The organism is Acidicapsa borealis, assembly GCF_059115245.1.
On sequence record NZ_JCACNY010000001.1, the window covers coordinates 2689692 to 2712809 of the forward strand.

At 55.9% G+C, this 23118-nt stretch carries 17 protein-coding genes and 1 pseudogene; 6 read left to right on the top strand and 12 right to left on the bottom strand.

Going from position 1 to position 23118, the window contains the following annotated elements; genetic code table 11:
• Together AC5S27_RS11120 and AC5S27_RS11125 are read right to left on the bottom strand one after the other, a co-directional pair.
• The gene (locus AC5S27_RS11120; protein ID WP_493934630.1) at positions 1-1158 is read right to left on the bottom strand and encodes an alpha/beta fold hydrolase; all 1158 of its coding nucleotides are present in this window, start codon (positions 1156-1158) and stop codon (positions 1-3) included.
• 297 nt (positions 1159-1455) lie between these two features.
• Complete coding sequence (locus AC5S27_RS11125) at positions 1456-2490, bottom strand: M23 family metallopeptidase (protein ID WP_493934631.1); 1035 nt, start codon at positions 2488-2490, stop codon at positions 1456-1458.
• 753 nt (positions 2491-3243) lie between these two features.
• On the opposite strand from AC5S27_RS11125, the gene AC5S27_RS11130 reads away from it, so the two are divergent.
• Positions 3244-5034 (top strand): CocE/NonD family hydrolase, encoded by a 1791-nt coding sequence (locus AC5S27_RS11130; protein ID WP_493934632.1) that lies wholly within the window; start codon positions 3244-3246, stop codon positions 5032-5034.
• A 670-nt stretch (positions 5035-5704) separates the two neighbouring features.
• Here the strand turns inward: AC5S27_RS11130 and AC5S27_RS11135 are convergent.
• Positions 5705-6850 carry an FAD-dependent monooxygenase gene (locus AC5S27_RS11135; protein ID WP_493934633.1) on the bottom strand — a complete coding sequence of 382 codons (1146 nt, stop codon included), beginning with the start codon at positions 6848-6850 and terminating at the stop codon, positions 5705-5707.
• Between the two features lie 63 nt (positions 6851-6913).
• Between AC5S27_RS11135 and AC5S27_RS11140 the strand changes: the two genes are divergently transcribed.
• Complete coding sequence (locus tag AC5S27_RS11140) at positions 6914-7555, top strand: TetR/AcrR family transcriptional regulator (RefSeq protein ID WP_493934634.1); 642 nt, start codon at positions 6914-6916, stop codon at positions 7553-7555.
• Between the two features lie 156 nt (positions 7556-7711).
• Here AC5S27_RS11140 and AC5S27_RS11145 read toward each other — a convergent pair whose 3' ends face one another.
• Both AC5S27_RS11145 and AC5S27_RS11150 read right to left on the bottom strand, forming a co-directional pair.
• Positions 7712-9067 (bottom strand): glycoside hydrolase family 30 protein, encoded by a 1356-nt coding sequence (locus tag AC5S27_RS11145; RefSeq protein WP_493934635.1) that lies wholly within the window; start codon positions 9065-9067, stop codon positions 7712-7714.
• Between the two features lie 459 nt (positions 9068-9526).
• A complete protein-coding gene (locus AC5S27_RS11150; RefSeq protein ID WP_493934636.1) occupies positions 9527-11077 on the bottom strand; it encodes a DHA2 family efflux MFS transporter permease subunit in 1551 nt (516 codons plus the stop codon).
• A 32-nt stretch (positions 11078-11109) separates the two neighbouring features.
• Here AC5S27_RS11150 and AC5S27_RS11155 point away from each other — a divergent pair, with 32 nt between their 5' ends.
• On the top strand, positions 11110-11904 hold the full coding sequence (locus tag AC5S27_RS11155) for an AraC family transcriptional regulator (RefSeq protein ID WP_493934637.1): 795 nt from the start codon (positions 11110-11112) through the stop codon (positions 11902-11904).
• 104 nt (positions 11905-12008) lie between these two features.
• Here the strand turns inward: AC5S27_RS11155 and AC5S27_RS11160 are convergent, their stop codons facing one another.
• Both AC5S27_RS11160 and AC5S27_RS11165 read right to left on the bottom strand, forming a co-directional pair.
• Positions 12009-13046, bottom strand: coding sequence for an SDR family oxidoreductase (locus AC5S27_RS11160; RefSeq protein WP_493934638.1), 1038 nt, complete (start codon positions 13044-13046; stop codon positions 12009-12011).
• A 34-nt stretch (positions 13047-13080) separates the two neighbouring features.
• Complete coding sequence (locus AC5S27_RS11165) at positions 13081-13644, bottom strand: TetR/AcrR family transcriptional regulator (RefSeq protein WP_493934639.1); 564 nt, start codon at positions 13642-13644, stop codon at positions 13081-13083.
• 68 nt (positions 13645-13712) lie between these two features.
• Here AC5S27_RS11165 and AC5S27_RS11170 point away from each other — a divergent pair.
• Positions 13713-13955 (top strand): annotated as a pseudogene (locus AC5S27_RS11170) (DUF1330 domain-containing protein); the annotation flags it as partial.
• A 94-nt stretch (positions 13956-14049) separates the two neighbouring features.
• On the opposite strand, the gene AC5S27_RS11175 reads toward AC5S27_RS11170, so the two are convergent.
• The 4 genes from AC5S27_RS11175 to AC5S27_RS11190 form a co-directional block, all read right to left on the bottom strand.
• Positions 14050-15207 (bottom strand): epoxide hydrolase family protein, encoded by a 1158-nt coding sequence (locus AC5S27_RS11175; RefSeq protein WP_493934640.1) that lies wholly within the window; start codon positions 15205-15207, stop codon positions 14050-14052.
• A gap of 167 nt (positions 15208-15374) precedes the next feature.
• Positions 15375-16262, bottom strand: coding sequence for an NmrA family NAD(P)-binding protein (locus AC5S27_RS11180; protein ID WP_493934641.1), 888 nt, complete (start codon positions 16260-16262; stop codon positions 15375-15377).
• 158 nt (positions 16263-16420) lie between these two features.
• Positions 16421-17101 (bottom strand): TetR/AcrR family transcriptional regulator, encoded by a 681-nt coding sequence (locus AC5S27_RS11185; protein ID WP_493934642.1) that lies wholly within the window; start codon positions 17099-17101, stop codon positions 16421-16423.
• Positions 17102-17777: 676 nt separating this feature from the next.
• Positions 17778-19562, bottom strand: a complete 1785-nt coding sequence (locus AC5S27_RS11190; RefSeq protein ID WP_493934643.1) for a M3 family metallopeptidase — start codon at positions 19560-19562, stop codon at positions 17778-17780.
• A gap of 261 nt (positions 19563-19823) precedes the next feature.
• On the opposite strand from AC5S27_RS11190, the gene AC5S27_RS11195 reads away from it, so the two are divergent.
• Positions 19824-20855 carry an alpha/beta hydrolase gene (locus AC5S27_RS11195; protein ID WP_493934644.1) on the top strand — a complete coding sequence of 344 codons (1032 nt, stop codon included), beginning with the start codon at positions 19824-19826 and terminating at the stop codon, positions 20853-20855.
• A gap of 305 nt (positions 20856-21160) precedes the next feature.
• Here the strand turns inward: AC5S27_RS11195 and AC5S27_RS11200 are convergent, their stop codons facing one another.
• Positions 21161-22378, bottom strand: a complete 1218-nt coding sequence (locus AC5S27_RS11200; protein WP_493934645.1) for an FAD-dependent monooxygenase — start codon at positions 22376-22378, stop codon at positions 21161-21163.
• A 69-nt stretch (positions 22379-22447) separates the two neighbouring features.
• Between AC5S27_RS11200 and AC5S27_RS11205 the strand changes: the two genes are divergently transcribed.
• Positions 22448-23044: a TetR/AcrR family transcriptional regulator gene (locus AC5S27_RS11205; RefSeq protein WP_493934646.1), complete on the top strand. Its 597-nt coding sequence runs from the start codon at positions 22448-22450 to the stop codon at positions 23042-23044.
• Positions 23045-23118: the final 74 nt, after the last annotated feature.

The window sequence follows — 23118 nt, forward strand, 5'->3', positions numbered from 1 at the left end:
CTACGGCAATCCGCTGCCGAAGGCGTCGATGGCACTCACGACCTCCGACTGATTCGAGAGGAAGATGTAGTGGTGTCCATGGGGTATCCGTACGATTTTCGCAGACGGCCGCTGAAGTTGAAGCGTAGCTATCTCGGCTTCCTGCGACTGCGTGCGGTATGTTTCAGCGGCGCTACGCTTCGCAGGATCGCTGCCGACCGGTAGATCAGACGCACTCGGTACCGGAACGATGGCCAGGATCGGCACATTGGGTGCCTGAAAACGTTCTTCCTGTTCCAAGATCGCGGTGGAGACAAAGTCTGGCGCCTTCTGATCGCCGACTCCGCCTCTAGCCGTTTGGGTGAAGGTCTGGCGTATCTCATCCTCGGGAAATAAACCGCCCAACTGAGATGAGACAAAACAACGGAACGCCGCGAAACTCGCCATCGTGGTCGTACTCGGCCCAGCCGGTGATGCTCCGGCTTTGCCAGCTTCCTCAATGCTCCTGAAGTGGATCGTTTCGGCAAGGCTTCGCTGTAATGCGCTGGTATCGTCCAGAAGAGCGATCATCTGCTGTGTGTCGAGCGGGTCGTCATGCATACGCGCGATCTGCGTGCTGAGTTGCTTTAGATCAGGCAGGTAACCGCCCCGTTGTAGGTCGTAGACTGCATATTCATGTGCGGCATCGAGATAGACCAGACCGGCGAGTCGATCGGGAAAGCGATTCCCGATTGCGCTCAACTCTTCGCCGGCAATCGAGTGGCCCACGATGATAGGCCGGTGGATGTCGAGGGCTTTAAGTACCGCCATCACATCCTCGCTCAGTTGTTCGGGGGTATAGCCTGTCTTGGGCACCGTTGACGCGCCAAAGCCGCGTCGAGTAATCCCATAAACGTGGAAGTGATGGGCAAGTTCAGGCGCGATCGTGTCGAACACATGTGCTGTGTTTCCCAGGCCCGCCAGCAATACCAACGGCCGCCCGCTTCCGCCCCAATCCAGAACCTCGAGCTTTACGTCGTCACCTACCGATATGAAACGTTGACGATAATGCTTTTTCTCGGCCTGCAGGGTCGAGACGTTCGGAGAACAGTCATTCACCTGTACGGCTGCGTACGCAGGAGCGGCTATCGACAGTACGGTCAAAAGTATCCCGAATAACGCTGTGCTCGTCTTGCTCATCTATTTCCTTTCTGTTGGTTGTTCGCCTTAGCTATCCGGACTGCAAACGGCTCCACTTTGAGCGCACCAATGGGGCGCCCGAACGAATGGCCTGAATAAGAGTTGCATCTTCTGCGTAGATGGATATACGGAAGCCACTGTTCGGCAGTTCCGCATTTTCCAGACTTGATGGCAGAAATTCGCTCAGCTGACGCAATCAGGCCGATGCGCTCGTCGAGAACATTTCAAGCGGCCCAGAACCGTCTCAGGACGGCGAATGCGAAAAGGACCGAGATGAATGTTCGCGACGTCTCACGGTCACTCATGCTCTGAGTTTGCGAAACTGATGATGCTCTTGCCGAGTGGTAACTCGTCATTATGAATCACGGGCTGACTTTCGCCTTCGTTCTGTGTGCGGAAGTGGTCAATCAAGTACGGCACTCCCTCTCCCACAAGGAGTGTCGAAGAAGTGGTGACCTCGAAATGCAGGTGTGGCTCACGTGCGTCTCCAGAGGCACCGATACGTGCCAATACCTGACCTCTTCGAACGGAGTCTCCCGACTTCACGAGTACGCTTCCCGGCTTCAAATGCATATAGTAGGCAAACTGGCCGCCACCGAGATCGAGCACGATGGTATTGCCTGAAATGGTGTCGAACGTGATGGGAACGGCAGGATGAAATGCTTCGTTGTGCCCAGGGATGTTATTCGGCAGACCATCTCGCGCCATGAAGACACGTCCGTCCGCGACTGCCAGCACCGCTTGGCCGTAGGAGAAATAAGAGTTCACATCTCGAGGATCGCCGGCAAAAGAGACTCCGTTCTTGACCCTCTTCCAGTCGATTGCGTAACGCCTGGAGTCCACCGTTCTTCCATCCAGAACAACCATTCCGCGGCGATGGTGGTTGTCTTCATCGTTGCTGGGACCATCTGCCGCAAGCCAGCTTGCACCTTCTACGGGAGGACTGAGCACGTGCAACGTGGTGTGTTGGGTTGAAATTACCGCACCCTGAACCATCGAGTCAGCAGCAATCACACGATGAATCAGTTTGCTCGGCATAGGTGCATTACGATTGACGACCACGGATATGAACACGACGACGCTTTGGCCGGGAAGAAGAGTCAACTTCTCTTTTGAGCCGGCAGTTGTCTTGGCCCCATAGCCCTGCACCATGGCTTCGAGTTGAGTGGCATCGAAGCTCCCAATCGGCGGTGTTCCTGTACCGGCCGCATCCAGGACATCGATACGGTTCAGAGTGATGGGAGTCTGCGCGAAGTTCGTCAAGTAAAGCTCATACAGCAGATACGAGTTGATTCCGTTTGGAAACGCTGTAGGGTCAAATGGGACGCGCATCTCCAGCTGCAAAGGAAATGCAAAAGGCTTGCTTACTGCTTTCCCGCTCGGGACCTGCAGAGGCTGCAACGTGGACCCTGCTGTTGACAGGTTCGCCTGGGACATCAAAGGACAGTTGCAAAGGGAAACGGCTAGAAGCAGCAGAGAAACACGCATATATCACTCTTACGGTATCGGACCGAAGAAGTTCCCGACCGGGGCGCATCCGGGGTTGAGAGAGCAAAGATCTTATTTAGAACACCGGTTCTCACGGTAAATCTTTGTGTGCCAAGACGCTCCGTTGAGGCTGACACCGTCGGCTTCTGTTAGCTCACCGCCATCGTCGTGAAATCTCCAGGACCATGGGGCGTTCACCGCCACGAATCATGCGCTTATCTCTTGGCCAGTTTAGCGTATCCGGGAACCTCACCAAGTGATGTCCAGACTGGCAGGCCTCGCTCTTGCGCGAGTCGCACGTCCTCATCAGCTCCCTTCGAAGCCCCTGGGTAGCCGAAGCACAGCATCGCAACGCTTGATCAGCCGATTTGCGATTGGGGAGAGAATTTGGTCATAGATGGCGTCTCCTGGCAGTTTCGGGCCTGCTTCCCTTAGCAGCGGTAGGGCATCCGCGCAACCCACTTCGCCGGTGTCGTTCGTTGTCTTGTGTTTGGCCTCCAATCCAAAGCGTCTGGGCGCTTGCCTTTCGGTCGCAGCTCAAGTCGTTCGAGACTTCGCACTTCGAGCGCGACTCGATCAAATTGTAAACTCGTCATCATGACGATCCCCCGGTTTGCACAGCGTTTGGTCGCAACGGCGCTTTTTGTTTTAGTAACGCTGTTCTCAGGTTGTTCCGCAGTTTCGGCTCAGCAAGTCCAGCCTCCCTCAGCTCAGCCTGACGGCGACTATCAGATATGGGACAAGGTGCTGATTCCCATGCGGGACGGTGGTGTTGTCTCGGCGGTCGTGGTGAAGAAAAAAGGGACAGCCGATCGGCTACCTGCGCTGCTGACGGTCGATATTTACACCGATCCGCCTGCACAACTTGCCAGAGCGAAAGATGCAGCGGACCGCGGCTACGTTGGCGTCATAGCCGATACGCGTGGCAAACGCCTGAGCCCGGACCCTATCGTGCCCTACGAACACGAGGCCTCGGATGGGTACGACGTCATTGATTGGATCGCGAAGCAGCCCTGGAGCGACGGTCAGGTCGGGATGCGAGGAGGAAGCTACCAAGGATTCACCGCCTGGGCGGCAGCAAAGAGGTTACACCCGGCGTTGAAAACCATTGCCGTTTCGGCTGCAGCCATCCCCGGAGACGGTCTTCCGATGGCGAACAACATCTTTCTGAATGCCAACTACAGCTGGGCATTCTACGTTACGGACAACAAGCTGCTGGACGATAAGACCAACAGCGACTCCGCCCGCTGGCAGCGTATGCAGGAGACGTGGTTCGCCAGCGGTGAACCATATCGCAAGATCGACCAGATCGACGGGCAGCCAAATCCCTTGCTGCAGCGCTGGCTTCAGCATCCTGCGTACGACAAGTTCTGGCAGGACATGGTGCCCTACAAACAGGATTTCGCGCAGATCAACATTCCGGTTCTTACCATCACCGGCTATTACGACGACGCACAACAGTCGGCGCTGGACTTCGTACGAGAGCACGCTCAATACAATCCGCGGGCGGAGGATTATGTCGTCATCGGACCCTATGACCACCTCGGGAGTCACCGCACCGAAAAGGCGAAGGTTTTACGCGGCTACAAAATCGATCCCGCAGCGCAGTTCAGCACGCCAGAGCTTGAATATGAATGGATGGATTACGTTATGCGCGGCGGCCCAAAACCTACGCTGCTCAAAGACAAAATCAACTTCGAGGTGATGGGCGCGAACGAGTGGCATCACGCTTCATCTCTGGCCCAAATGACACAGCAGCAAATTCCTTTCTACTTCAGCAGCGCAAAGGACGAGGGACACTACTCACTCGTTCAACAAAAGACTGATAAGAGCGCGGCAGTAACCGAGACAGTGGACCTCGCGGATCGCTCCAAGTTGAACGGCATGCACTATTACCCTCGTCCCATCATCGAAGCAAAGCTTGAAGATGATGGGCCGGTCACGGAGTTGGTCTACGCGAGCAAGCCCTTCGCAAAGCCTCAAACCGTTAGCGGAGCTTTTATAGGAGAACTTGACGTTACCCTCAACAAAAGGGATGCCGACCTCGGAGTGGCGGTGTTTGAACAGATGGCCGATGGACGGCTATTCCATCTGGGCTATTGGTTGGGGCGTGCAAGCTACGCCGGACACCCGGAGAAGCGCGTTCTCCTGACGCCTGGAAAATCGATCAGGATACCGTTCACGACGAATGTAGTGAGCCGCGTGATGGCTCCGGGCAGCAAGCTGGTAGTGCTGTTGGACGTCAATAAGAATCCCTATGCCCAGATCAATTATGGAACTGGAAAAGACGTGAGCGATGAGTCCATCAAGGATGCTGGCGTTCCTCTTGTAGTTCGCTGGCATAGCGATAGCTTCGTCAAGATGCCGCTTTCAGTTGGCGGGCACTGACGAATCGGTAGACTTCTAAGACAAGAACAGTAATAGTCCTCGGAAACCCGCATCCTGCAAGCGTGTCTGCTCTCTGCCGAAGACTGCGCGATCAGAGGAACAGACCAGTCTCCGAAAACACGCTTTGGGGCACTTGGCCTTAAAGTCGGCTTTCGGACATGTGACTTAGGCCTGGATTGCTGCATCCAGGCCAATGCAGATTTCTAGCCCCGTCTACAGTCAACGAGTGCCTTGACGATTTATCACACATTCGAAATAGGCACGGCAGCGTTAGGAGATTGCACCGACCTCTGCCGTGACAGTTACGCTAACTGGTAGTATCTAAATGATTTCATGGGCGTTGATGGCTAACTACAGCACCCTTGAGCACTCAAAAACACTGGGAAGAACGTAAGCCTGAAATTTCAGCACCCTCGCCAGCACCCTCGCCGAAATCGTGTTGTGAGAGCTTGACCTCTGCCGTGCGTAGGCAGTGAGGTCGACTTGGGCAGAGGTCCGCCAGAAATGCGTGACGATCGAATTTCGAAGGTGCGGAAGGGTGCTCAAGCACCCTCTACCTACTCCAACTGACTGCAAGTAAATCACTTCTGAACTCGATTGTTTCCTTTCCTCTTGCACCAAAACTAAGATACGGACGACAAGGGCGTTTATCAGGACTCACGACAACTACTCATCGCATGCTGAGTCGGGCGTTTCTGCCGTGTATCGCTTCTTCGGTTCTAGGCAGAAACATCTCCAGGCCGAACTCGACTGCCTGTGTTTGGATCGCTTCTACGGTGGGCCGAAAACTTTCGTCATACAGCTGGAAGGCTGTTCTGACATCACCCGGGTATTTCGAAAGCGCATCGGCCAAGGCCGCAGCGCCAAGGATTGCCACGGAGCCACCCCTCCCCGCGGCCGGTGACGGGCAGCAGCATGCATCGCCTACCAGAGCGACGCGCCCCTTCGTCCACGGTCGCATCCGAATCTGGCATAGCTTATCGAAGTAGAAATCTTCACAGCGGTCCATCTCGTCGAGGAGCTCGCGTGTTCTCCAGGCCCCGCCTTCAAAGTTTTCGCGGACCATGTGTTTTTGCTCGATCGTGTTCCGGCGATCGTAGTCGATTTCCTTATCCGAGGAAAAACAAAATGCGATGTCCGTCTTGCCGTTGTACGCATTCAGCATGACGGTCTTGCCCGCAACGTTGAGCATCTGTGATGTGTTTTCTTCGATGAGCAGCTTATCGACGATGGTGAGAGAGAAGTAGCACTGGAGAAATAGGAGGAAGGAAGACTCTTCGCCGAAGCACATCCGCCTGACTGCCGAATGAGTGCCATCGCAGCCGAGCACTAGGGAAAAGGAACGCTGTTTTCCGCTCGCGAAGGTGACGGCTACCTCATCTGCGGACTCCCGCAGGCCGGCGATGCTTTCCGCGAAGAGAAACTCGACTTCGTCCGCGACTTCACCGAAGAGCATGTCGAGGAGCACGTCACGCTCGATTTCATATTCTTCTTCCGGCTGCTCTTCTGCCTGCGAAAGATCGAGCGGCAAGGGCGATCCGTCGGCATCCAGAAAGGTGACGGGTCTGAATGGCAGGCTGTGTGACTTAATACGTTCCAGCAAATTCATACGACGGACAACGTCGATGACGCCGTCCCGTATGTTGACCGGCGTTCCGCCTTTTCTGAGTCCCTTTGCAATCTCGACGAGGGTTACGGAGTATCCGAGCTTGCGCATCCACCAAGCTGCAGTCAGTCCCGCAAAGCTGGCGCCTGAGATGAGAACGCTTGGGGTTGTCGTTTCACTTGTGCTAATGCCTTCCGGGATCTCGATCATGTAAACCTCTAAAGTTATACTAAGTATAAATATAGATGCTGTAAACTGAGTGAGGTTGCAAAAATGACTCCAGCGCTCAATCGACAGACTCGGAAACGGCTGGCCACGCGACAGCGGATCTCTGACGTTGCCACGCGCCTCTTCATCGAGCGTGGTTTCGACAAGGTGAAGGTAGAGGAGATTGCGGACGCAGCTGATGTATCGCGGATGACCGTCTTTAATCACTTTCCTCGCAAGGAAGACATGTTCTTCGACCTTGACGAGGAGGGTCGCGAAGAGATGCTGGCCAGCCTCCAGAAACGAAAGTCGGGAACGCCTCCCATAGAAGCGTTGCGACTTTTTGCGCACTGGGCGGTCGCTCATCAGCGTCCTTACGTTCGCTTCTTTGACGAAGGCAGCGACAGATTTATGGCTGCGATTCAGGAGAGTGAAGCACTGAAAGCGCGCGCACGGGCGATCCGTGACGAGTTGACAGACATGCTGACCGTCGCGCTCGCCCAGTCGGTGGAGCGCAAGTTGCCTGATCCTATTGCGAGACTTGCGGCGTCCTTGCTGATCGCAACCTGGGCCGTGGCTCTCGTGGAAGCGCATCGCATGTTCCAGCAGGATCACGACTTGAAGGAAGCGAATTCAGCTTTTCTGGACCTGATTGATCGGGGAACAAACGGGGTGCGTTCTGCCTTGAAAGGAACGCCATACCTATAGGCCGGCCCAACCATAGGAAGTCATTGGCGCTGCTGTTCTAAGAGGCGAACCTGATCAGTCAGCTTCTCGTCCTTTACGCATCAGTTGCCGAGAAGAGCGTTTTTCGGGAGTGATCTGCACCTGAATTGGGTGTTACCCGCCTCTACGCCGTCAGCTTTAAGGGAAGGTGACGGTGCTGATGGAGTCTGCTGCCAATTCAAGCGAGAATCCCCGGTCCATAATCTGGACCTGCAGGAACTGTGGGTGAGGAAGCTCATTGCGAACGAGCAACACAACACCGCCGCCTGGATTCCGGAAGGCCAGGACGTTATCGCAGGTGCCGCTGGTCGGAAGCAAGCTGGCCCCCATGTCTACGTAGTGGGTTAAGTGCTTGAGCAGGTAATAATCGGGGGTGTAACGGAAAGTACCGGCTGCAGCATCGACCAGCACAAGCGAGTTCTGCGACCAGCCCCAGGTGCTCTTGCTCCCTTGTTCGAGTGCGATGTTCCAGTACATGTAGCCCCGGGCGCCATTCCGGAAATACTCTTTCATCAAATCCCAGCAATAGCCGGTGTAAGACCATGTATTGGTTCCGTCGCCGCACTCCTGTTCCGAGCCATAGACGGGCAGATCAGGAAAGCGTTTGTGAAGTCCGGGGAGCGCGTTCTTTCCAGCCCATTGGACACCGATACCCTTGAGGAAGGGACCCGCAACTGGATCGGCAAGAACAGTTGCAAAGAGCGCAGGATTGCCACGTTCCATTGTTCCGAAGAAGATCTCGACACCCAGTTTCTGCATCTCCGGGCCGAGGGCGCGTACAAACTGGATGAGACCCTCGGGCGTCCAAGTGCAGCTTGGGAAATTCTGCGCTGAGTTGAACTCGTTCTGCGGCATCACCATCCCCACCCGAATGCCCTCGGTGCGGTATGCCTCTATAAACCTCGAGAAGTAATGCGCATAGGCGTTTAAATAGCGAGGCTCCAGGATAAAAAAGTCTTGACCTTCGTGGCCGATCTGGTCGGGCCGGATACCGTTCGGCTTCCACCCGCCGCGAGCTTCTGCTTCTGCGTAGAAATGATTTCGCTTCATCCAGCTTGGCGGTGTCCATGGCGATGCCCAGAGGCGCAGCGACGGATGATGTTGCTGAGCGGCATGAATGAATGGGATGAGCGATGTTCGGTCGTGCTCGATCGAAAAATCCCTCAACTCGAAATCACCATCGGTCTCGTCGTAGCTATAAGCCGCCGTCGAAAAGTCATTTGCTCCGATGGGCATGCGACAGTAAGAGAATCGAGCGCCGGCGTGCGGGTCGAAGAGTTCCCGCATGACAAGGTTGCGGTCCGCTGTCGAAAGCTTCTTGAGAGCGACCCAGCCAAGCTCGTTAAAGCATGCGCCAAAACCCTGCATCGTATGCGCCGAGCGAGCGGCCTGCGCCAAGTCCTCATCGCTGATATTCAGGTTCAGCATGTCCCAACGGAACGTCGGCTCGTAGATTGACCCGGGCTGCCAAGGTTTATCGAATGTCGTGGTCATTACCGCTTGCCGCTCATCTTCCAGGCGTGCGGGCGTGGGCAGTTGCTGACCAGCTGCATATCGCGCGAGTCCCGCGGTTGCGCCCAACGCTCCAAAATGGACAATTTGTCTTCTGCTCCACGCCTGCTTCGACACGGGTGTTCTCCACTTCGAGATGTAAGGGCAACGGGGAAGTCCCGTTCGCACGACCCACCATAGCGTAAAGAATCGTGTGGTGGCAAGGCTGGCTTCCCCGCTTCACATACGCCCAATCTCCAAGCCGGTACGACGCGATTCAAATCGAACGCTCCAGACCAGCTCAGAAACAGCTGTTTCCAACGAAATCCTGCTTGGTACCTACAAGTCGGCTTATAGTAAGTAATCAGCCTGCTCAATGAGTGCATCGGCGATTTTGCATCAGTTGAAAATCAGAGAACTGAAAAACGGTTCCCGTCACTTGCCCATCGCACGCTTCCTGACTCACGTAGGTCGCTTGCGGACAGCGAAGAAGATTGCGACCGGCGAAAGCGCAAGTGAAACATACATCAGCAACCGAAAGCAGTCGATATAGCAGAGCAGAAGTGCCTGCCGATTGATCTCTTCGTGAATCCATCCGAGGGCGCGCACCGTGGAGTCGGTTCTGGAGTCGCCAGACAACGTGCCGAAATAGGAGGCCCGGTCCTTCAACGTGCCAGACAAGAGGGTCGAAGATGCGGACAGGTTTTGAACGAGGTACGTTCGATGGACCTGTACATCTCGCACGAGCATGGTGTTCACGACGGAGATGCCGATGGCGGAGCCTAGGTTGCGGAAGAGTCCGTACAGTGAGGCCGCCGCATCATTCTTTCCCGTCTTCAATTGAGAGAACGCAAGAACGCTGATGGGTGTAAGAAAAAGCGCTACCCCTGAGCTTTCGAGAATGCGAAGCTTCACAATCGCTCCGTAATCGACTTGAAGCGAAAGGCCACTCAACCGATAGAACGCGAATGTCGTCAGCATAAGCCCGCTGATGATCAAGATGCGATGGTCAATCCGTTTCATCAGCCACGTAGTCAGCGGAAGAAACAGCAAGAGGACAAATGATCCCGGAGAAAGCGCCATGCCGCTGTCTGTGGCGGTATAACCCAGCATTCCATGCGTGAACTCGGGAAGCAGCGCGGTACTGGCATAGCGGGCGAAGTATGTGAAAAAGATCATGCCGCTCGCCAGCGCAAAATTGCGGTTCGCCAACAGGCGAAGTTGCAGCACCGGGTGCCTAGCACGGAACAACTCGTGAAAGACGAGGAATAGAAGAGACGCACACGATAGGGCTGCTGCCGTGCAAATCGCGGGCGATGCGAACCAATCCGCGCGTTCACCACGATCCAGCACATACTCCAGGCATCCGAGTCCTACCGTGATGGCGAAGAGCCCGGAGTAGTCGATAGAGTCCTCCTTCGTGTGATCCTGCGGTTTCTCCGGTTGTAGAGCGCGGTTGAGAAAATACGCCGCAATGCCGCACGGGATGTTCAGAAAAAATATCCAGCGCCACCCCCAGTGATCACTGAGCCACCCACCCAGCACCGGTCCCAGCGTTGGGGCCAGAACGATAACCACGGAGTAGAGCGTAAATGCAGCTGCGATTCGTTCTTTCGGGAACAGGTCAGCCAGGATGGCTTGTGTGGTTGGTTGCAACCCCCCTCCGCCCAGACCTTGCAGCACACGAAAAAGAATAAGTATCGGCAGGCTGGGTGCGATGCCGCAAAAGAACGAACTTACGGTGAACATCAGAATCGAGAGCAGGTAGAACCGCTTCCGTCCCATCCGTCCTGAGAGCCAACCGCTCATCGGCAGCACCACCGCGTTGGCAACCAGGTACGAGGTAAGTACCCAAACTGCTTCATCCAATGACGACGAAAGATTGCCTGCGATATACGGCAGCGCAACATTTGCAATGGATGTGTCGAGCACCTCCATAAACGGCGCGATGATGGCCGCGGCTGCGATCAACCACATGTTGCGGTTTGTGGTGACAATGCGTTCGCCGCTCATATACTGAAAGGCTAGAGCGGCTGGATCGCGATATGCAGACAGAAACTATCGATATCAGGACAGATAAAGCGCTCGCGGCATGTTTGCGCGTGGCCCGTCCCGTTACGGCCCTAGCCTTTGACTACGCTGCGGACGATCATGTTCCCTTGCATGAGCACGTCAAGGCGCAGCTTATCTACGCCATTGAGGGCACCATGGTGCTCTCAACACGTGAAGGCAGATGGGTATTGCTGCCTACACGAGCCTTGTGGGTACCGGCGAAGACTCAGCACTCTATCCGGATGCGAGGTTCGGTTCGCATGCGTACGGTCTTCTTTGACCACACCGTGGTCGCTCCAGCCACCGGTTGTGCGGTGGTCAGCGTATCCCCCTTGCTGCGGGAACTTATCGTCAGCATGCTGCAGGAACCAGTCCGATACGCTCCTACCAGCCGCGGAGCGCAGATTGCAGCACTCATCTCCAGCGAGCTCCGCGTGTGCCATACTCTGCCGCTCTCTTTGCCGTGGCCTCGGAATGCTAAACTCCGCAAGACATGCTCTGCTATGCAGCGGAACCCGACGTTGTCCGGGGATATGGAATATTGGGCAGCACGGTCAGACGTGAGCAGCCGAACACTCGCGCGTCTCTTTCGTTCGGAGACGGGAATGAGCTTTGGCGAATGGAAAGCGCAGCTTCTCCTGCTGGAGGTACAGGTTCGACTGGCGCAAGGACAGTCCAGCTCGCGCATTGCAACCGCCCTGGGCTATGCAAGCCATGCGGCATTCTCCGCGATGTTTCGTAAGGCGACAGGGCTTACTCCATCCGAGCACCTGAAGAAACTCTACTGATCTCCACCAGCGACAACAGGCCACAGCGCGTTTCTAGCCTGGAACCGGTCGAATGGATACTCGGCGATTTGGCGTCAGTCCATATTCAAGAAATGCGTCTCTGCCTACTTACCCTTTAGAAGGCCCAACTGAGCGAGGCTTGTACCGCTTGCTGTGACGGCTTCCTCATTTGACCTCGGGGTCCAGCCCAAAATGCGCTCGGCCTTCTTGTTCGACGCGTTCTTCTTGATGCCCAACTCTGGCGAGATTGCTTTCATGTCCGCGATGAAGAGAGCCAGGAAACGCACGATCCAGTCTGGCATCTCCCGGCTGGGAACACGCTTTGCCATCGAACCCATATTTTTCTTGAGAATTGTGCCCACGTCGAGCAGCGAGATGAACTCTCCGGCTGTGGCGAGGAAGCGTTCTCCGTTTGCGGCGGGGTTTGTCATCGCCCGGAGGTGCATGTCAGCTACGTCGCGAACATCCACTGCTCCGAAGCTGATACGAGGACAGGCCGGAACCTCCCCATCAAGCAGCTTCTGCACGATGAGAATAGAGGTTGAGTAGTCAGGGCCAAAGGTCGGACCGAAGATGCCGACAGGATTGACCACGGACAATTCGAGGTGGCCCCCTTCGCGCGCTATAAAGTCCCAGGCAGCACGCTCCGCAAGTGTCTTGGACTTCGCATAGGCGCTGACACCTGCACCGTGGACGTTTGTCCACACGGTCTCGTCGAACGGAGCCGCTTGGGGCTTGTGGCCATATCCAATGGCGGCAAAGGAAGAGGTCTGAACAACTCTCTGGACACCTGCGTCGCGGGCGGCCCGGAGAACGCGAAGAGCGCCTTCACGCGCCGGAAGAATCAACTCGTCTTCGTGCTTAGGCACGGATGCTGGAAAGGGTGAGGCTACGTGGAGGACAAACCGGCATCCAGCAACGGCTTCTGGCCATCCCTTGTCCTGCATCAGGTCGGCTTGGAAAAATGTGAGGGCTTCCTGGCGTGGTGTCCCCGCGGTCTTCAGCATCGCTCGAACATCCGCTTCACGCTTGAGCGAGCGCACCGTGGTGCGAACCGGATAACCCGCACGTAGCAGCTGGTCAATGCAATGGATGGCAACAAAGCCCGAGCCACCGGTGACGAGAACCGAATCATTTTCCATGAAGCGAGTCTACACGATAAACCGAACGTTCGCTCTATTCGCTCATTGCAACGAGATTCCAGAGCTTATCGGCGATTTCTAGCAGCAGAGGTTCGGGGAGCTTCCTGCCCTGGCTGGCGAGGCGGCTGATGGTATTCAACGTCAATTCCTGAATGACCTCCGCAGGCCAATCGTTCAGCACGCCGCCCTTCGACCTGCCGGAGAACAGACGGGCGTAGGCCTTTACGCGCGCGGTTTCTTCGCGGCTTCGTGTCTTGCAGCTGAAACCGGCATGCTCATATTGCTCATAAAACCGCATCTCGCGCTGATGTTTCCGGTAGAAGTTGTAGGCGTTCAGGCAGCCACGCAGGAAGGTCTTGCGGGGTTCCTCGTCCGGGGAAAATCCAGCGAGCAGGGCTTCCAGCTTCAGGCCGCGAATGTGCTCGTAGAGCGCCTGTATGATCTCTTCCTTGCTGGAGAAGTGGTGATAGATAACACCGGCGCTGGCTCCGGAGCGCTCGGCGAGCAAGGACATGGGAGCGTCATGGAAGCCACGCTCCACAACAATGTCGAGCATCGCCTCGAGTATGGCGTCACGCTTTGATGGTTTCGCCTTCATTGCCATTTTTCTATTGTTCCACGTCAGAGTCGCTGGAGCCCTGATGAGGACAGTCAACTGAACGCGATCGCCTTGAAGATTACTGGGCAAATGTGAAGCCAGCGTTCGAGGGCTTCGAGGCTAAGCCGCTTGTAGCCTACGCGCCGTTCGAAATTCTTGAGGGCGCAGGAGGCGTCTTGGGTGTGGTTCTATTTGAGTTTCCATCCATGGACGAGGCAAGGCGCTGGTACACAAGCCCTGCCTACCAAGAAGTCAAGAAACGCCGCGAAGGGGCTGCGAGAATCTTGACCCTTCCTGCCAGCAACGTCTGACGATTCCTGTGTCCTGACCGGTACCTATGGGGAAGAACGGAGGTTTTCGACACACTTGCAGCATGGCTTCAGGCAGTAACCTGCTGAAGCCTTCTTACCGCAAGGTATCGAATGTATTCCGAACATCGGAAACAATTACTTCAGGTTGTTCCAGTGCGCCGAAATGCCCACCGTGCGCGGCCTCATTGAAGTAAACGAGATTGTTGTACCTCGCTTCAATGAGTCGCCGGGATTTGCGAACGGCTTCTTGTGGGAACATGGTGAATCCGGCTGGAACATGAATAGGTTTTGACGGATTTGCGGAGGGATGCCAGTGAGAGTTCACCATCTCCCAATACAGTCTTGCCGAAGAAGCGCCTGTGTTCGGCAGCCAGTACATCATGATGTCGTCCAATAACTCGTCAAGGGTGAAGGTCGCTTCCGCGTTCCCCGGGGTACCGCAGGTGTCCTGGAACATGGCGTAGATCCAAGTAGCCAAACCGACCGGAGAATCTGCCAGTGAATACCCGATGGTCTGTGGCCGGGTCGACTGCTCTTTGGCATAGCCGGACAGGTTATCCCAGAAGTCCTTTTCGCTGGCGAACATATCCTTTTCCTGGGGTGTCGCCAGCGCAATCTCATCCGGGGTAGGTTGCATCATGATGAAGTTCGAGTGAAAGCCAACGAATCCTTTCGGTTTCTTCTCTGCGATCGAATCGATTACCGCAAAGCCGAGATCGCCACCCTGCGCGCCCCAGCGCTTGTAGCCAAGGCGATGCATCAGCGGGATCCACGCGTCGGCGATCTGAGGAATGCTACATCCGGTGCCGGACGGCTTGTCAGAGAAGCCGAAGCCGGGCATCGAAGGGATCACGAGATGAAATGCCTTGCGGGGATCGCCGCCGAACTTGGCTGGATTGGCGAGTGGCCCGATCACCTTGCGGAACTCGAGAATCGAACCGGGCCATCCATGGCACATCAGCAACGGCAGTGCATCGGGCTCAGGTGAGACGATGTGAAGAAACTGTATGTCGAGGCCGTTGATGTTGGTCTTAAACTGGCCAAAGCCGTTCAAGAGTGCTTCACAGTTCCTCCAGTCATATTTGGTCTGCCAGTGCGCAACCAAGGCCTGGATCTTGGTCAGTTGCGGCCCTTGGCTGGTATTCTCTACTGTTTCCCGCTCCGGCCACCGTGTGCGGGTGAGCCGGTCGTGCAAGTCGGCGAGCTGGCTTTCCGGTACATTGAGGCGAAAGGCCTCGATCTTGGTAGACATGTGCGGGTCTCCGTGTAAGGCGTTGCTGTGGTCGGGAGCAGCAAGGGCAGAATGACGCAACAAGAGTGCTGCACCGGAAACGAAGGTGCTTTGTTTCAAGAATGTGCGACGGCGCATAGAAGGTTTCCTCATGCTCTGATTCAGAGACTGGGATAAGCGAGCGATCCTCACCGCGGCTTGATCACATCTTCGAGCTTGGACCAGATGAGGCCTGGGTACCGGTCGTTATCGAGCGACTCGTGATGCGTGCTGAACATGCTCTGCACGTACTGACTCTGTTGCCACTTTGCATACAACTCGTTCTCCCCCTGCGGATGAGCCGCACGTTCGTGCTTGTTGTAAGCACGCAAGTCTTCGAGGCTGCCGAGTCGCACGAGTTCGTACGGCGTCCCAAAAGTCCTTGCGGTAAAGGCTACGAGATCGTTCGGGCTGACCTGAAAACTCGCAATCCGCAAAGACTTCGGCGTATCCGGATCGAGTGCCGCTGCAGCAGTGAACGCAGCCGTGTTGTCCATGGTCGTGAAGTCGATGTCCCAGTCAGGATTTTCCCAGTACCCGACGACTTTCTCCTTGAAGTCAAGGAGAGGCACGTTATAGGTAAGGATTTCGGCGAATGCTCCGTTGAAGATGGCCGTCGATGCGATAGGCGCAACGTCCAGCGTCTGGTGGAACTCGCGACGAAGGTCGAAGTTCCTATTCTCTCCGGGCGTGAGCGCCGTGAAGTCTGTCGAGAAATCTGACGGGATGAATTTCGGAATAGCTGCCAGAATTGCAGCCTCAAGCAGGACCTTCTGCCTCTCCACGATCACGTCATGAAGTCCAGCAAGGACGGACACGACGCAAGTTGCCCCTTTCATCGCCTCAGCGACATCAGTAGCCGTGGCCAGATCGACCTCAACTGCTTTGCCCCCAAGCCGTTCGAGTTCAGCCACCTTGGTCCCATCGGTTGCCGTCCTTACGAGGGCCACAACCTCCGCACCACGTTCGCGAAGCGCCCTCACAAGGCGCATTCCCAGATTTCCCGTTGCTCCTGCTACCGCAATTGTTGGCGCCATCTTTTTCACTCACTCCGTACCGTCGCAGTCTCTTGCTTGAAATGGCCCATAATTACAGGCATGGGGATGCCTAGTGAGCGACGCAGTTCGGCCGGCGAGCGGCCTACATCGTTCATGTCTTAATAGATGCGATAAATGACCAATGGTTGCAAAGTGACTTACGGTTTTTTTCTGGCAAACCGCGGACTTTTTATCGCACTCCTCTTAGGGGTCGATACCTGAGGCACCGCGTTCAGTCCTGCCCACAGAACTTGGATCGTTCGTTCCATCACCGTCTCCGGCTTGGGCAAATGCGGGAGCTCGCCTTGCGTGACCAGAACCTGTGTAAGCCCAAAGATGCAGAACCACCATGTGCGTGCATCGAGTGGAGGCTTGGCTGCATCCCCTTGTCCAACCGAACAGGCGATAAAAACGTCGACCAGACGATCGAAGAGGGGCCGACCGATCTCGTTGATATAGTCACCGGCCCGGATCCCGTTTCGGTCTTCTGGCCCGAAAAACACAATCCGAAAATGCTGGGGGTGGTCGAGGCCGAATCGGAGAAAGGCTCGTGTCGTCTGGAAGAGGCGTTCATCAGGGTCAGTTGTCGCGCTTAACACCGCATCGAACTCGATGACAAGCAGCGAAAATGTTTCTCGACAAATCTCCGCCAACAAGTTCGACTTATCTGGAAAATATCGGTAAAGACTCGCGTGCGCATAACCCATCTCTTCCGCGATCGCCCTGAGGGTCACATTCTCATACCCGAGTTTCGAAAAGAGACGGCTCGCAACGTCAAGAATGTCCTGACGCCGTCTATCCCGCCGCTCTGCCTGTCGGCTCGTCGATTTTGTGGTCATTGGTCGATTGTACGTCCGAAGGAAGCAAAGTGACCGCTGGTTGCATATGGCGTTGATCCACGATCCAACTGTCGTTCCTGGATCGCCCGATGTTTTGTACCAGTGAGGAGTTAAACAACTGCGATAAAGGCGATGATCCACTTTGCGATCTGCATAGATCGCTCCTCTCCCCGGGATGGGGAAAGGACGTACAGGTAGCCTTACATCCTAAGCGGATGGGGGGACTGTACGAACGCAAATCGTCACCCGGACTACCGACCGGGCTGTGACTTTCGCACGTCCACCCTTACAGACCCTTTGCATAGCTGGATCGATTCGGCGACGCGCTAGGATTTGCTGCACAGGGTAACAATAATTCGGCCTACGGGAAGTGATCCGCAGGAGCGCCCTTTTCAAAGAAGCCGCTCGACCTGAAAATGCTCGGACGAAGCGATGATCACAGGGGCGCTCTGGGGCAAGGGACCTGGAGTAGGAGCGTTGCGCACGCCGGTTCACAGCCCCCCTCGCCGATGGGATTCCAGTTCTTTACGCCGGGAGTCCAGGTTGGACAGAGAGCACATAAATAAGGAAGCCAGACCTCGCTAAAGGACTCTGCCCCCGCGCGCAGCGCAACGATTTCCTAACGGTCTTAGGCATTCTCGGTTGTGGAGACAGCCGAGTTCTCCGCGATGCGTCTTCACCGGGACGCGTATAGTCCCTGCAATTCATTTGTCTTTTGCTCGAAGAGATGGGCAGCTCCTTCGACCAGGTGCGCGTCGTCGAGGCGGATGCCTATTGTGGCGAGCAGCACTTTTGGATCCGCGTCGAAACCACGGCGCAGAAGCGCTGCATACTTTTCTGAGAAGCCAGGGTCAGAGTGGGCTTTGTCGAACAGCGCGACCGCGATCACCGAGGCATAAAGATAGTTCACGAGATAGAGCGGATCTTCAAACACGAGGGACTTGCGCATCCAGTTGCGCGAAGCGCCCGCGTCGGCCATCGGATAGAACTCGTACGGTTGAAGTGTGCTCTGGAAGATCGAATCGACCTTCTCGCGGTCTAGCATTGCGTGCCCGGCAGCCTGCGTATAGAGATTCTTTTCAAAGGAAGTCTCTTCTGTCGAGACAAATAATTCCAGAGCGATTTTGGAGAGCAGGCGCTCCAGCGCATACTCCTTCGCAGCCGGCGTTGTTGCCGATCGCGTGGCCTGGTCGAGCAGCAGCAGTTCGTTGAAGATCGCATAGCTCTCAAAGAGGTAATGCGGACCTTCTCGTTCGTATACGGGGATACCACTACTGTTCATCAGCTCCCGATGAATGGTGTGTCCTCCTTCGTGCGCGATCTTGCTCACATCGCGCAGCGAACCCTGATAACCCTCTACGTAAAGGGCGGTCGGTGCATCGTAGGCACTAATTGACGTCCCCGTTTCAGCACGATGGCTTCCGCCTGTCAGGTCGAGACGACCGTTCGCGGGATCAAGTAGAGCCGAGAATCGACGTGTGTAATCCGGCCCGAGCGGCTTAAGCGCCGCAAGAATCATCCCGCGGGCTTCCGCGAGTGAGATCTGGTTCGCGCCAGCACTGGCGATGTCCTGTTCATCGGCCAGTGCAGTAGAAACCCCCAGCGTCTTCGCGGTATGCTCAGCACGTACTTGCTCATAATGCCGATAGACGCTGGCCTGCGATTGCACCGAGGCGACCATCTGATCGACCAGCGTGGAGTTCAGCCCTAGCGACTCATACTTGCGTTCCGCTGCGTTCGCATAGCCTTGGGCGATGGCGTCGCGATTTTCCACCTCAACAAGCGTGCCGAGCAACGTAGCCACGGCAGGAGCAGCTTGATCGTAAGAGTTCTTGCGCGCGGCTAGAGCTGCGCGGCGCGTAGCCGTATCAGGCGAAGCGATCCCTTTGCCGCCCTTTCCCAGAGATTCGATCGTTCTGTCGTAACTGTCGGAAAGGCTAGCTTCTAGCGGTATCGTCACCGCATCGCGATACCTCTCGGCATCCGGCGAGAAACCGTGAGATACCTCCCCTTGAAGCTGCTGGGCAAGATACGCATATCGCCCGAGAGCCGCGATCTCGGGCGACGGCACCAGCCGTAGCCGTTGTGCTATGGCCGCATCCAACTGTGCCTGCGCGGCAGCAATCTGGTCGCCGCCGGCACGCAGCGCCTGGTCCTCGATATTCTCCAAAGCCTGCACCTTGATGTAAGCAAGATGGCGTTGCAGGGCGACGAAGAGGTCGTCCACTCCATCCAGACCGCGGGCAAGTTGCGCGACGGAAGCATTCGGAAGCTGCTTGATCTTCTCTGTCACCCGCGCCTGCAAGGGTGCCCGCGAGGACAGTTCGGCTGTCGCACTTGGAAAGTAAAGCGTAGGAGAAATCCGTGCGCCATTGAGCGATGGGGCTTTGCTTTGGGCGAAGATCAAGCCAGCCTGCGAGGTGAACATAAGTACAAGGCCGTACGGCAACATTCTTCGCATACCTCACCATACGCAAAGTACGGTCCCGAGGTTCCGATCCGATAGGTAAGCCCGCTCCAGGTAATACCTAAATTGCAAACCCCTATCCTGAACTCGGCGTCTCGGAAGTGCGCCGATTACTGGAGGCAACGGCGCTTCACAGGACTAATGTCCCGCTGTAGGCCAAAGTCCCTTGCGCCATGAGCGCATTGGTCTGAACGCGTCCAGCGAGACGCGACGGCTCAATCATGCAACTGAGGCAGCTTTGTTAGGATGAGTTGGATGGTATTCCGCAAGCTTCTCATCAGAATCAGCACGATCATTATTCTTGTGTGTGTATTGGCTGGGGTTTGTGGATTTGCCTACAACGAGCTGAGCATTCGCCACTATCGTGCGATTGCTGGAGTTCCCGGCAAGCTATACAACATTGGCGGCCATCCGATGCACCTGTACTGCACGGGCGAAGGCTCCCCAACGATCGTGCTGAGTTCAGGTTTGGGTGATGACTTCACGAGCTGGGCGAGGGTGCAACCTGCGCTCTCACGGCAGACTAGAGTTTGCTCTTACGACCGCGCCGGCTTCGGCTGGAGCGAATCGCGTCCCGGCGTTCAGGATGCGAATACAATTGCCTCGGAACTCCACCAGCTCGTCGGGGCGGCCTCTGTCCAGAAGCCGTTTGTGCTGGTGGGACACTCCATCTCAGGACTCTATCTGAGGTCTTATGCGGCGCATTTTCCTGGCGATCTGGCCGGGCTTGTGTTCGTCGATGGAGCTACGCCGCTGCAGGACGACCGCGTTCCCAAGGAACTGGTAAAGATCCAGGAGGACCAGCGTCGTGAGATGCCGTGGCAGAAGTTGCTCATGATGCTGGGCTGGTATAGGCTCCAGGGCGCCTGCACATCTATCCCTCCAGGCTTCGACGCCTACAGCGCATGGATCAAGGCAGATTCGTGTATTCCATCTCAAATGGACGCAATAGAGAATGAACTCGATGCTGAGCGGGCTTCAGGAGAAGAGACGATCCATGTAGGACCCTTTGGTGATCTTCCGGTCCTGATCCTTTCGCGCGACCCCACGGTACTTTCTTCGAACTGGCCCGCTTCTGTCGCGAAAGCGAACTCCGTCGTCTGGAACCAGATGCAGGAGGAATCAAAAGCTCTGTCCACTCAGAGCATCCGCATCATCGCCAAACGCAGCGATCATTACATCCAGAACGATAGGCCCGATCTGGTGATTCAAGAGATCACGACGCTGGTAGCGGGGATAAGAAACCATCAACCTTTTCCGCACAACAAGTCCACGACCGCGGAGTGAACCCGGGACAGTGCACGGTCGCCGTTAGAACACGCTTTGCTCCGGCAATCCGCTGGGTGGACTGGGGCACGTGCTTCATGCAAGATCGCCAAATGCACACATCGATTCGGATAGTATCGGTAAGTCGGCGTATCGAAAGCAATCAACTTTTATGGCTGAGTGCATCGGCGATTTGGCACTATCGAGGACTCTTCTGAGCATTGACTCAATGCATCGCGTCTGATCGGCTTCTCAAGCCCGAGCCTATACGTATCACGGACGCACATGCCTACAGCGTTTGGTCGAGCCAGCAGTCTTAGTGCAGGCTATCTTTCATAATCCGTTAGGCGCAGTGAGTTATGAACCTGTCTCACATAGTCATTCTGCTGTTTAGGAACGACACCTTCCGCAAGAGAAGCAAACCTTTGATTCCGGGCATTCAGCTCCTCTTGGGTACGCAGGATCAACGACGTTCCACCGTTCCTAAGCGGCAAATCTTGATTTGCCTCCACGAAAGGACGGGCAATGCGTTCATAGGCTTCGAATGCGTCTGCCGGATTATCGTGCGAAGCCAATTCACCAGCGAGCACATAGGCACCGACGATAGCGAGACTCGTGCCTTGACCAGACAGGAAAGAGGGTGCGAAGGCTGAATCGCCGACCATAGCTACGCGTCCCTTCGACCACCGAGGCATACGGATCTGACTAACAGTGTCGAAGTACAAGTCATCGGTGCGTCGCATCGCTTCGACCAGCCTGGGCACCTCCCAACCATCATGCGCGAACACGGAGGCCGTACGCTCGATCTGCTCTTCCTTACTGAGACGTGCGCCAGCGCTCTGCTTATCGGTTGCAAAGGCTAGCATGGCAAATAAATCCGGACTGTCGCGCACGGCCAAAGCAACTGCCGCTCGCCCTGGCTGGGAGTAAATCATCGCACCGTGTGAAAGGCCCAGATCGTTCGGCAAGGAAAAGAGACTAAAGCTAAATCCGAGATCGCGTCGGAACTGCTCCTCCGCACCGAACACCAGCTTGCGGGTGTTGGAGTGCAGGCCGTCCGCGCCCACCACTACATCAAATCGCTCCCCCTCGCCGCTCTTGAAGTGGACCTCGACTCCGGCACCGTCATCATCCAGCGACTCGATGGAATCGTCGAACCGATAGCGAATAGAGCCTTTCTTGGTCAGGTCGTAGAAGAGGGTTGTAAGCACTCCGCGTGGTAGCTCGACGTCGCGGGCCTCATTCGCGGCCAGATCGTAGGGCGAGATCGTGGCCATAGCCCTTCCATCTACATCCACGAAGCTTATCGTGCGCGACTCAATGTGTTCGGCCCGAACCGCTGGCAGTAAGCCCATGCGCTCCATCACATCGAACGCTGTACCGCGTATGTCGATCGGATACCCGCCGCTCCTCACGGCGGACGCTCGCTCCACTACCGTTACCTCGAAACCATATTGATCGAGCCAATAAGCCAAAACCGGGCCGGCAATGCTAGCACCTGAGATCAGGATGGAGCGGGGTGTCCTGCTACTGCTCTGCGGCATATAGAACCTCCTACGCGTTATAAGATGCGTTATGTATCTTACATGCTCCAAAAGCGGTTAGGATGCAAGATGTATCTTATAAACATGAAAGCGAGCAGCAACAGACGACGGGGTACGGCACTCGAGGACGCGATTCTTGACGCCACATGGGCAGAGTTGAATGAGGTCGGCTACGCGGGCATGACGATGGAATCGGTTGCAAAGCGAGCTGGAACCAGCCGTCCGGTACTCTCGCGCCGTTGGCCTACGCGCTCGAAGCTGGCGACAGCAGCCTTGGCTCGCCAATACAAACTGAACCCCGTAAGCGTCCCGGATATGGGAAGTGTCCGCGAGGAGCTTCGTCTCCTATTGACTCACATGTCTAACCGCGTGCGGCCGAATCTGGTTCAATTGGCTTTCGACATGAGCCGGGACCTTGCTGAGGAAGGATCAAACTTCCGCGATGTCAGAGAAGAGCTCACGGATGGCGAACTGGTGCGGAGCATCCTGAAACGCGGGGTTGATCGTGGAGAGATCGATGTTGTTCGGCTAACGCCAAGGAATATCGCGCTCCCTACGGATTTGGTTCGTCATGACATCCTTATGACCCGTCGACCGCTCTCTGACGAAGTCATCCGCGAAATCGTAGACGATGTCTTCATGCCCCTTGTTCGTCTTGAGCGCTGAGGACTAGGTGAATAGTTCTGAGAAATTGTCAATTGTTGCCAACAGGCCAATGCGTGTTACTAGCCCCGTCTGCC

What these genes read in the sequence shown, in the direction of transcription:
- AC5S27_RS11125 (WP_493934631.1), bottom strand. Translation starts at nt 2,490, where the DNA reads ATGCGCGTCCCATTTGACCCTACAGCGTTTCCAAACGGAATCAACTCG.
- AC5S27_RS11145 (WP_493934635.1), bottom strand. Translation starts at nt 9,067, where the DNA reads ATGACCACGACATTCGATAAACCTTGGCAGCCCGGGTCAATCTACGAG.
- AC5S27_RS11155 (WP_493934637.1), top strand. Translation starts at nt 11,110, where the DNA reads ATGCAGACAGAAACTATCGATATCAGGACAGATAAAGCGCTCGCGGCA.
- AC5S27_RS11200 (WP_493934645.1), bottom strand. Translation starts at nt 22,378, where the DNA reads ATGCCGCAGAGCAGTAGCAGGACACCCCGCTCCATCCTGATCTCAGGT.
- AC5S27_RS11140 (WP_493934634.1), top strand. Translation starts at nt 6,914, where the DNA reads ATGACTCCAGCGCTCAATCGACAGACTCGGAAACGGCTGGCCACGCGA.
- AC5S27_RS11165 (WP_493934639.1), bottom strand. Translation starts at nt 13,644, where the DNA reads ATGAAGGCGAAACCATCAAAGCGTGACGCCATACTCGAGGCGATGCTC.
- AC5S27_RS11195 (WP_493934644.1), top strand. Translation starts at nt 19,824, where the DNA reads ATGGTATTCCGCAAGCTTCTCATCAGAATCAGCACGATCATTATTCTT.
- AC5S27_RS11175 (WP_493934640.1), bottom strand. Translation starts at nt 15,207, where the DNA reads ATGTCTACCAAGATCGAGGCCTTTCGCCTCAATGTACCGGAAAGCCAG.
- AC5S27_RS11150 (WP_493934636.1), bottom strand. Translation starts at nt 11,077, where the DNA reads ATGAGCGGCGAACGCATTGTCACCACAAACCGCAACATGTGGTTGATC.
- AC5S27_RS11160 (WP_493934638.1), bottom strand. Translation starts at nt 13,046, where the DNA reads ATGGAAAATGATTCGGTTCTCGTCACCGGTGGCTCGGGCTTTGTTGCC.
- AC5S27_RS11205 (WP_493934646.1), top strand. Translation starts at nt 22,448, where the DNA reads ATGTATCTTATAAACATGAAAGCGAGCAGCAACAGACGACGGGGTACG.
- AC5S27_RS11185 (WP_493934642.1), bottom strand. Translation starts at nt 17,101, where the DNA reads ATGACCACAAAATCGACGAGCCGACAGGCAGAGCGGCGGGATAGACGG.
- AC5S27_RS11130 (WP_493934632.1), top strand. Translation starts at nt 3,244, where the DNA reads ATGACGATCCCCCGGTTTGCACAGCGTTTGGTCGCAACGGCGCTTTTT.
- AC5S27_RS11135 (WP_493934633.1), bottom strand. Translation starts at nt 6,850, where the DNA reads ATGATCGAGATCCCGGAAGGCATTAGCACAAGTGAAACGACAACCCCA.
- AC5S27_RS11190 (WP_493934643.1), bottom strand. Translation starts at nt 19,562, where the DNA reads ATGCGAAGAATGTTGCCGTACGGCCTTGTACTTATGTTCACCTCGCAG.
- AC5S27_RS11120 (WP_493934630.1), bottom strand. Translation starts at nt 1,158, where the DNA reads ATGAGCAAGACGAGCACAGCGTTATTCGGGATACTTTTGACCGTACTG.
- AC5S27_RS11180 (WP_493934641.1), bottom strand. Translation starts at nt 16,262, where the DNA reads ATGGCGCCAACAATTGCGGTAGCAGGAGCAACGGGAAATCTGGGAATG.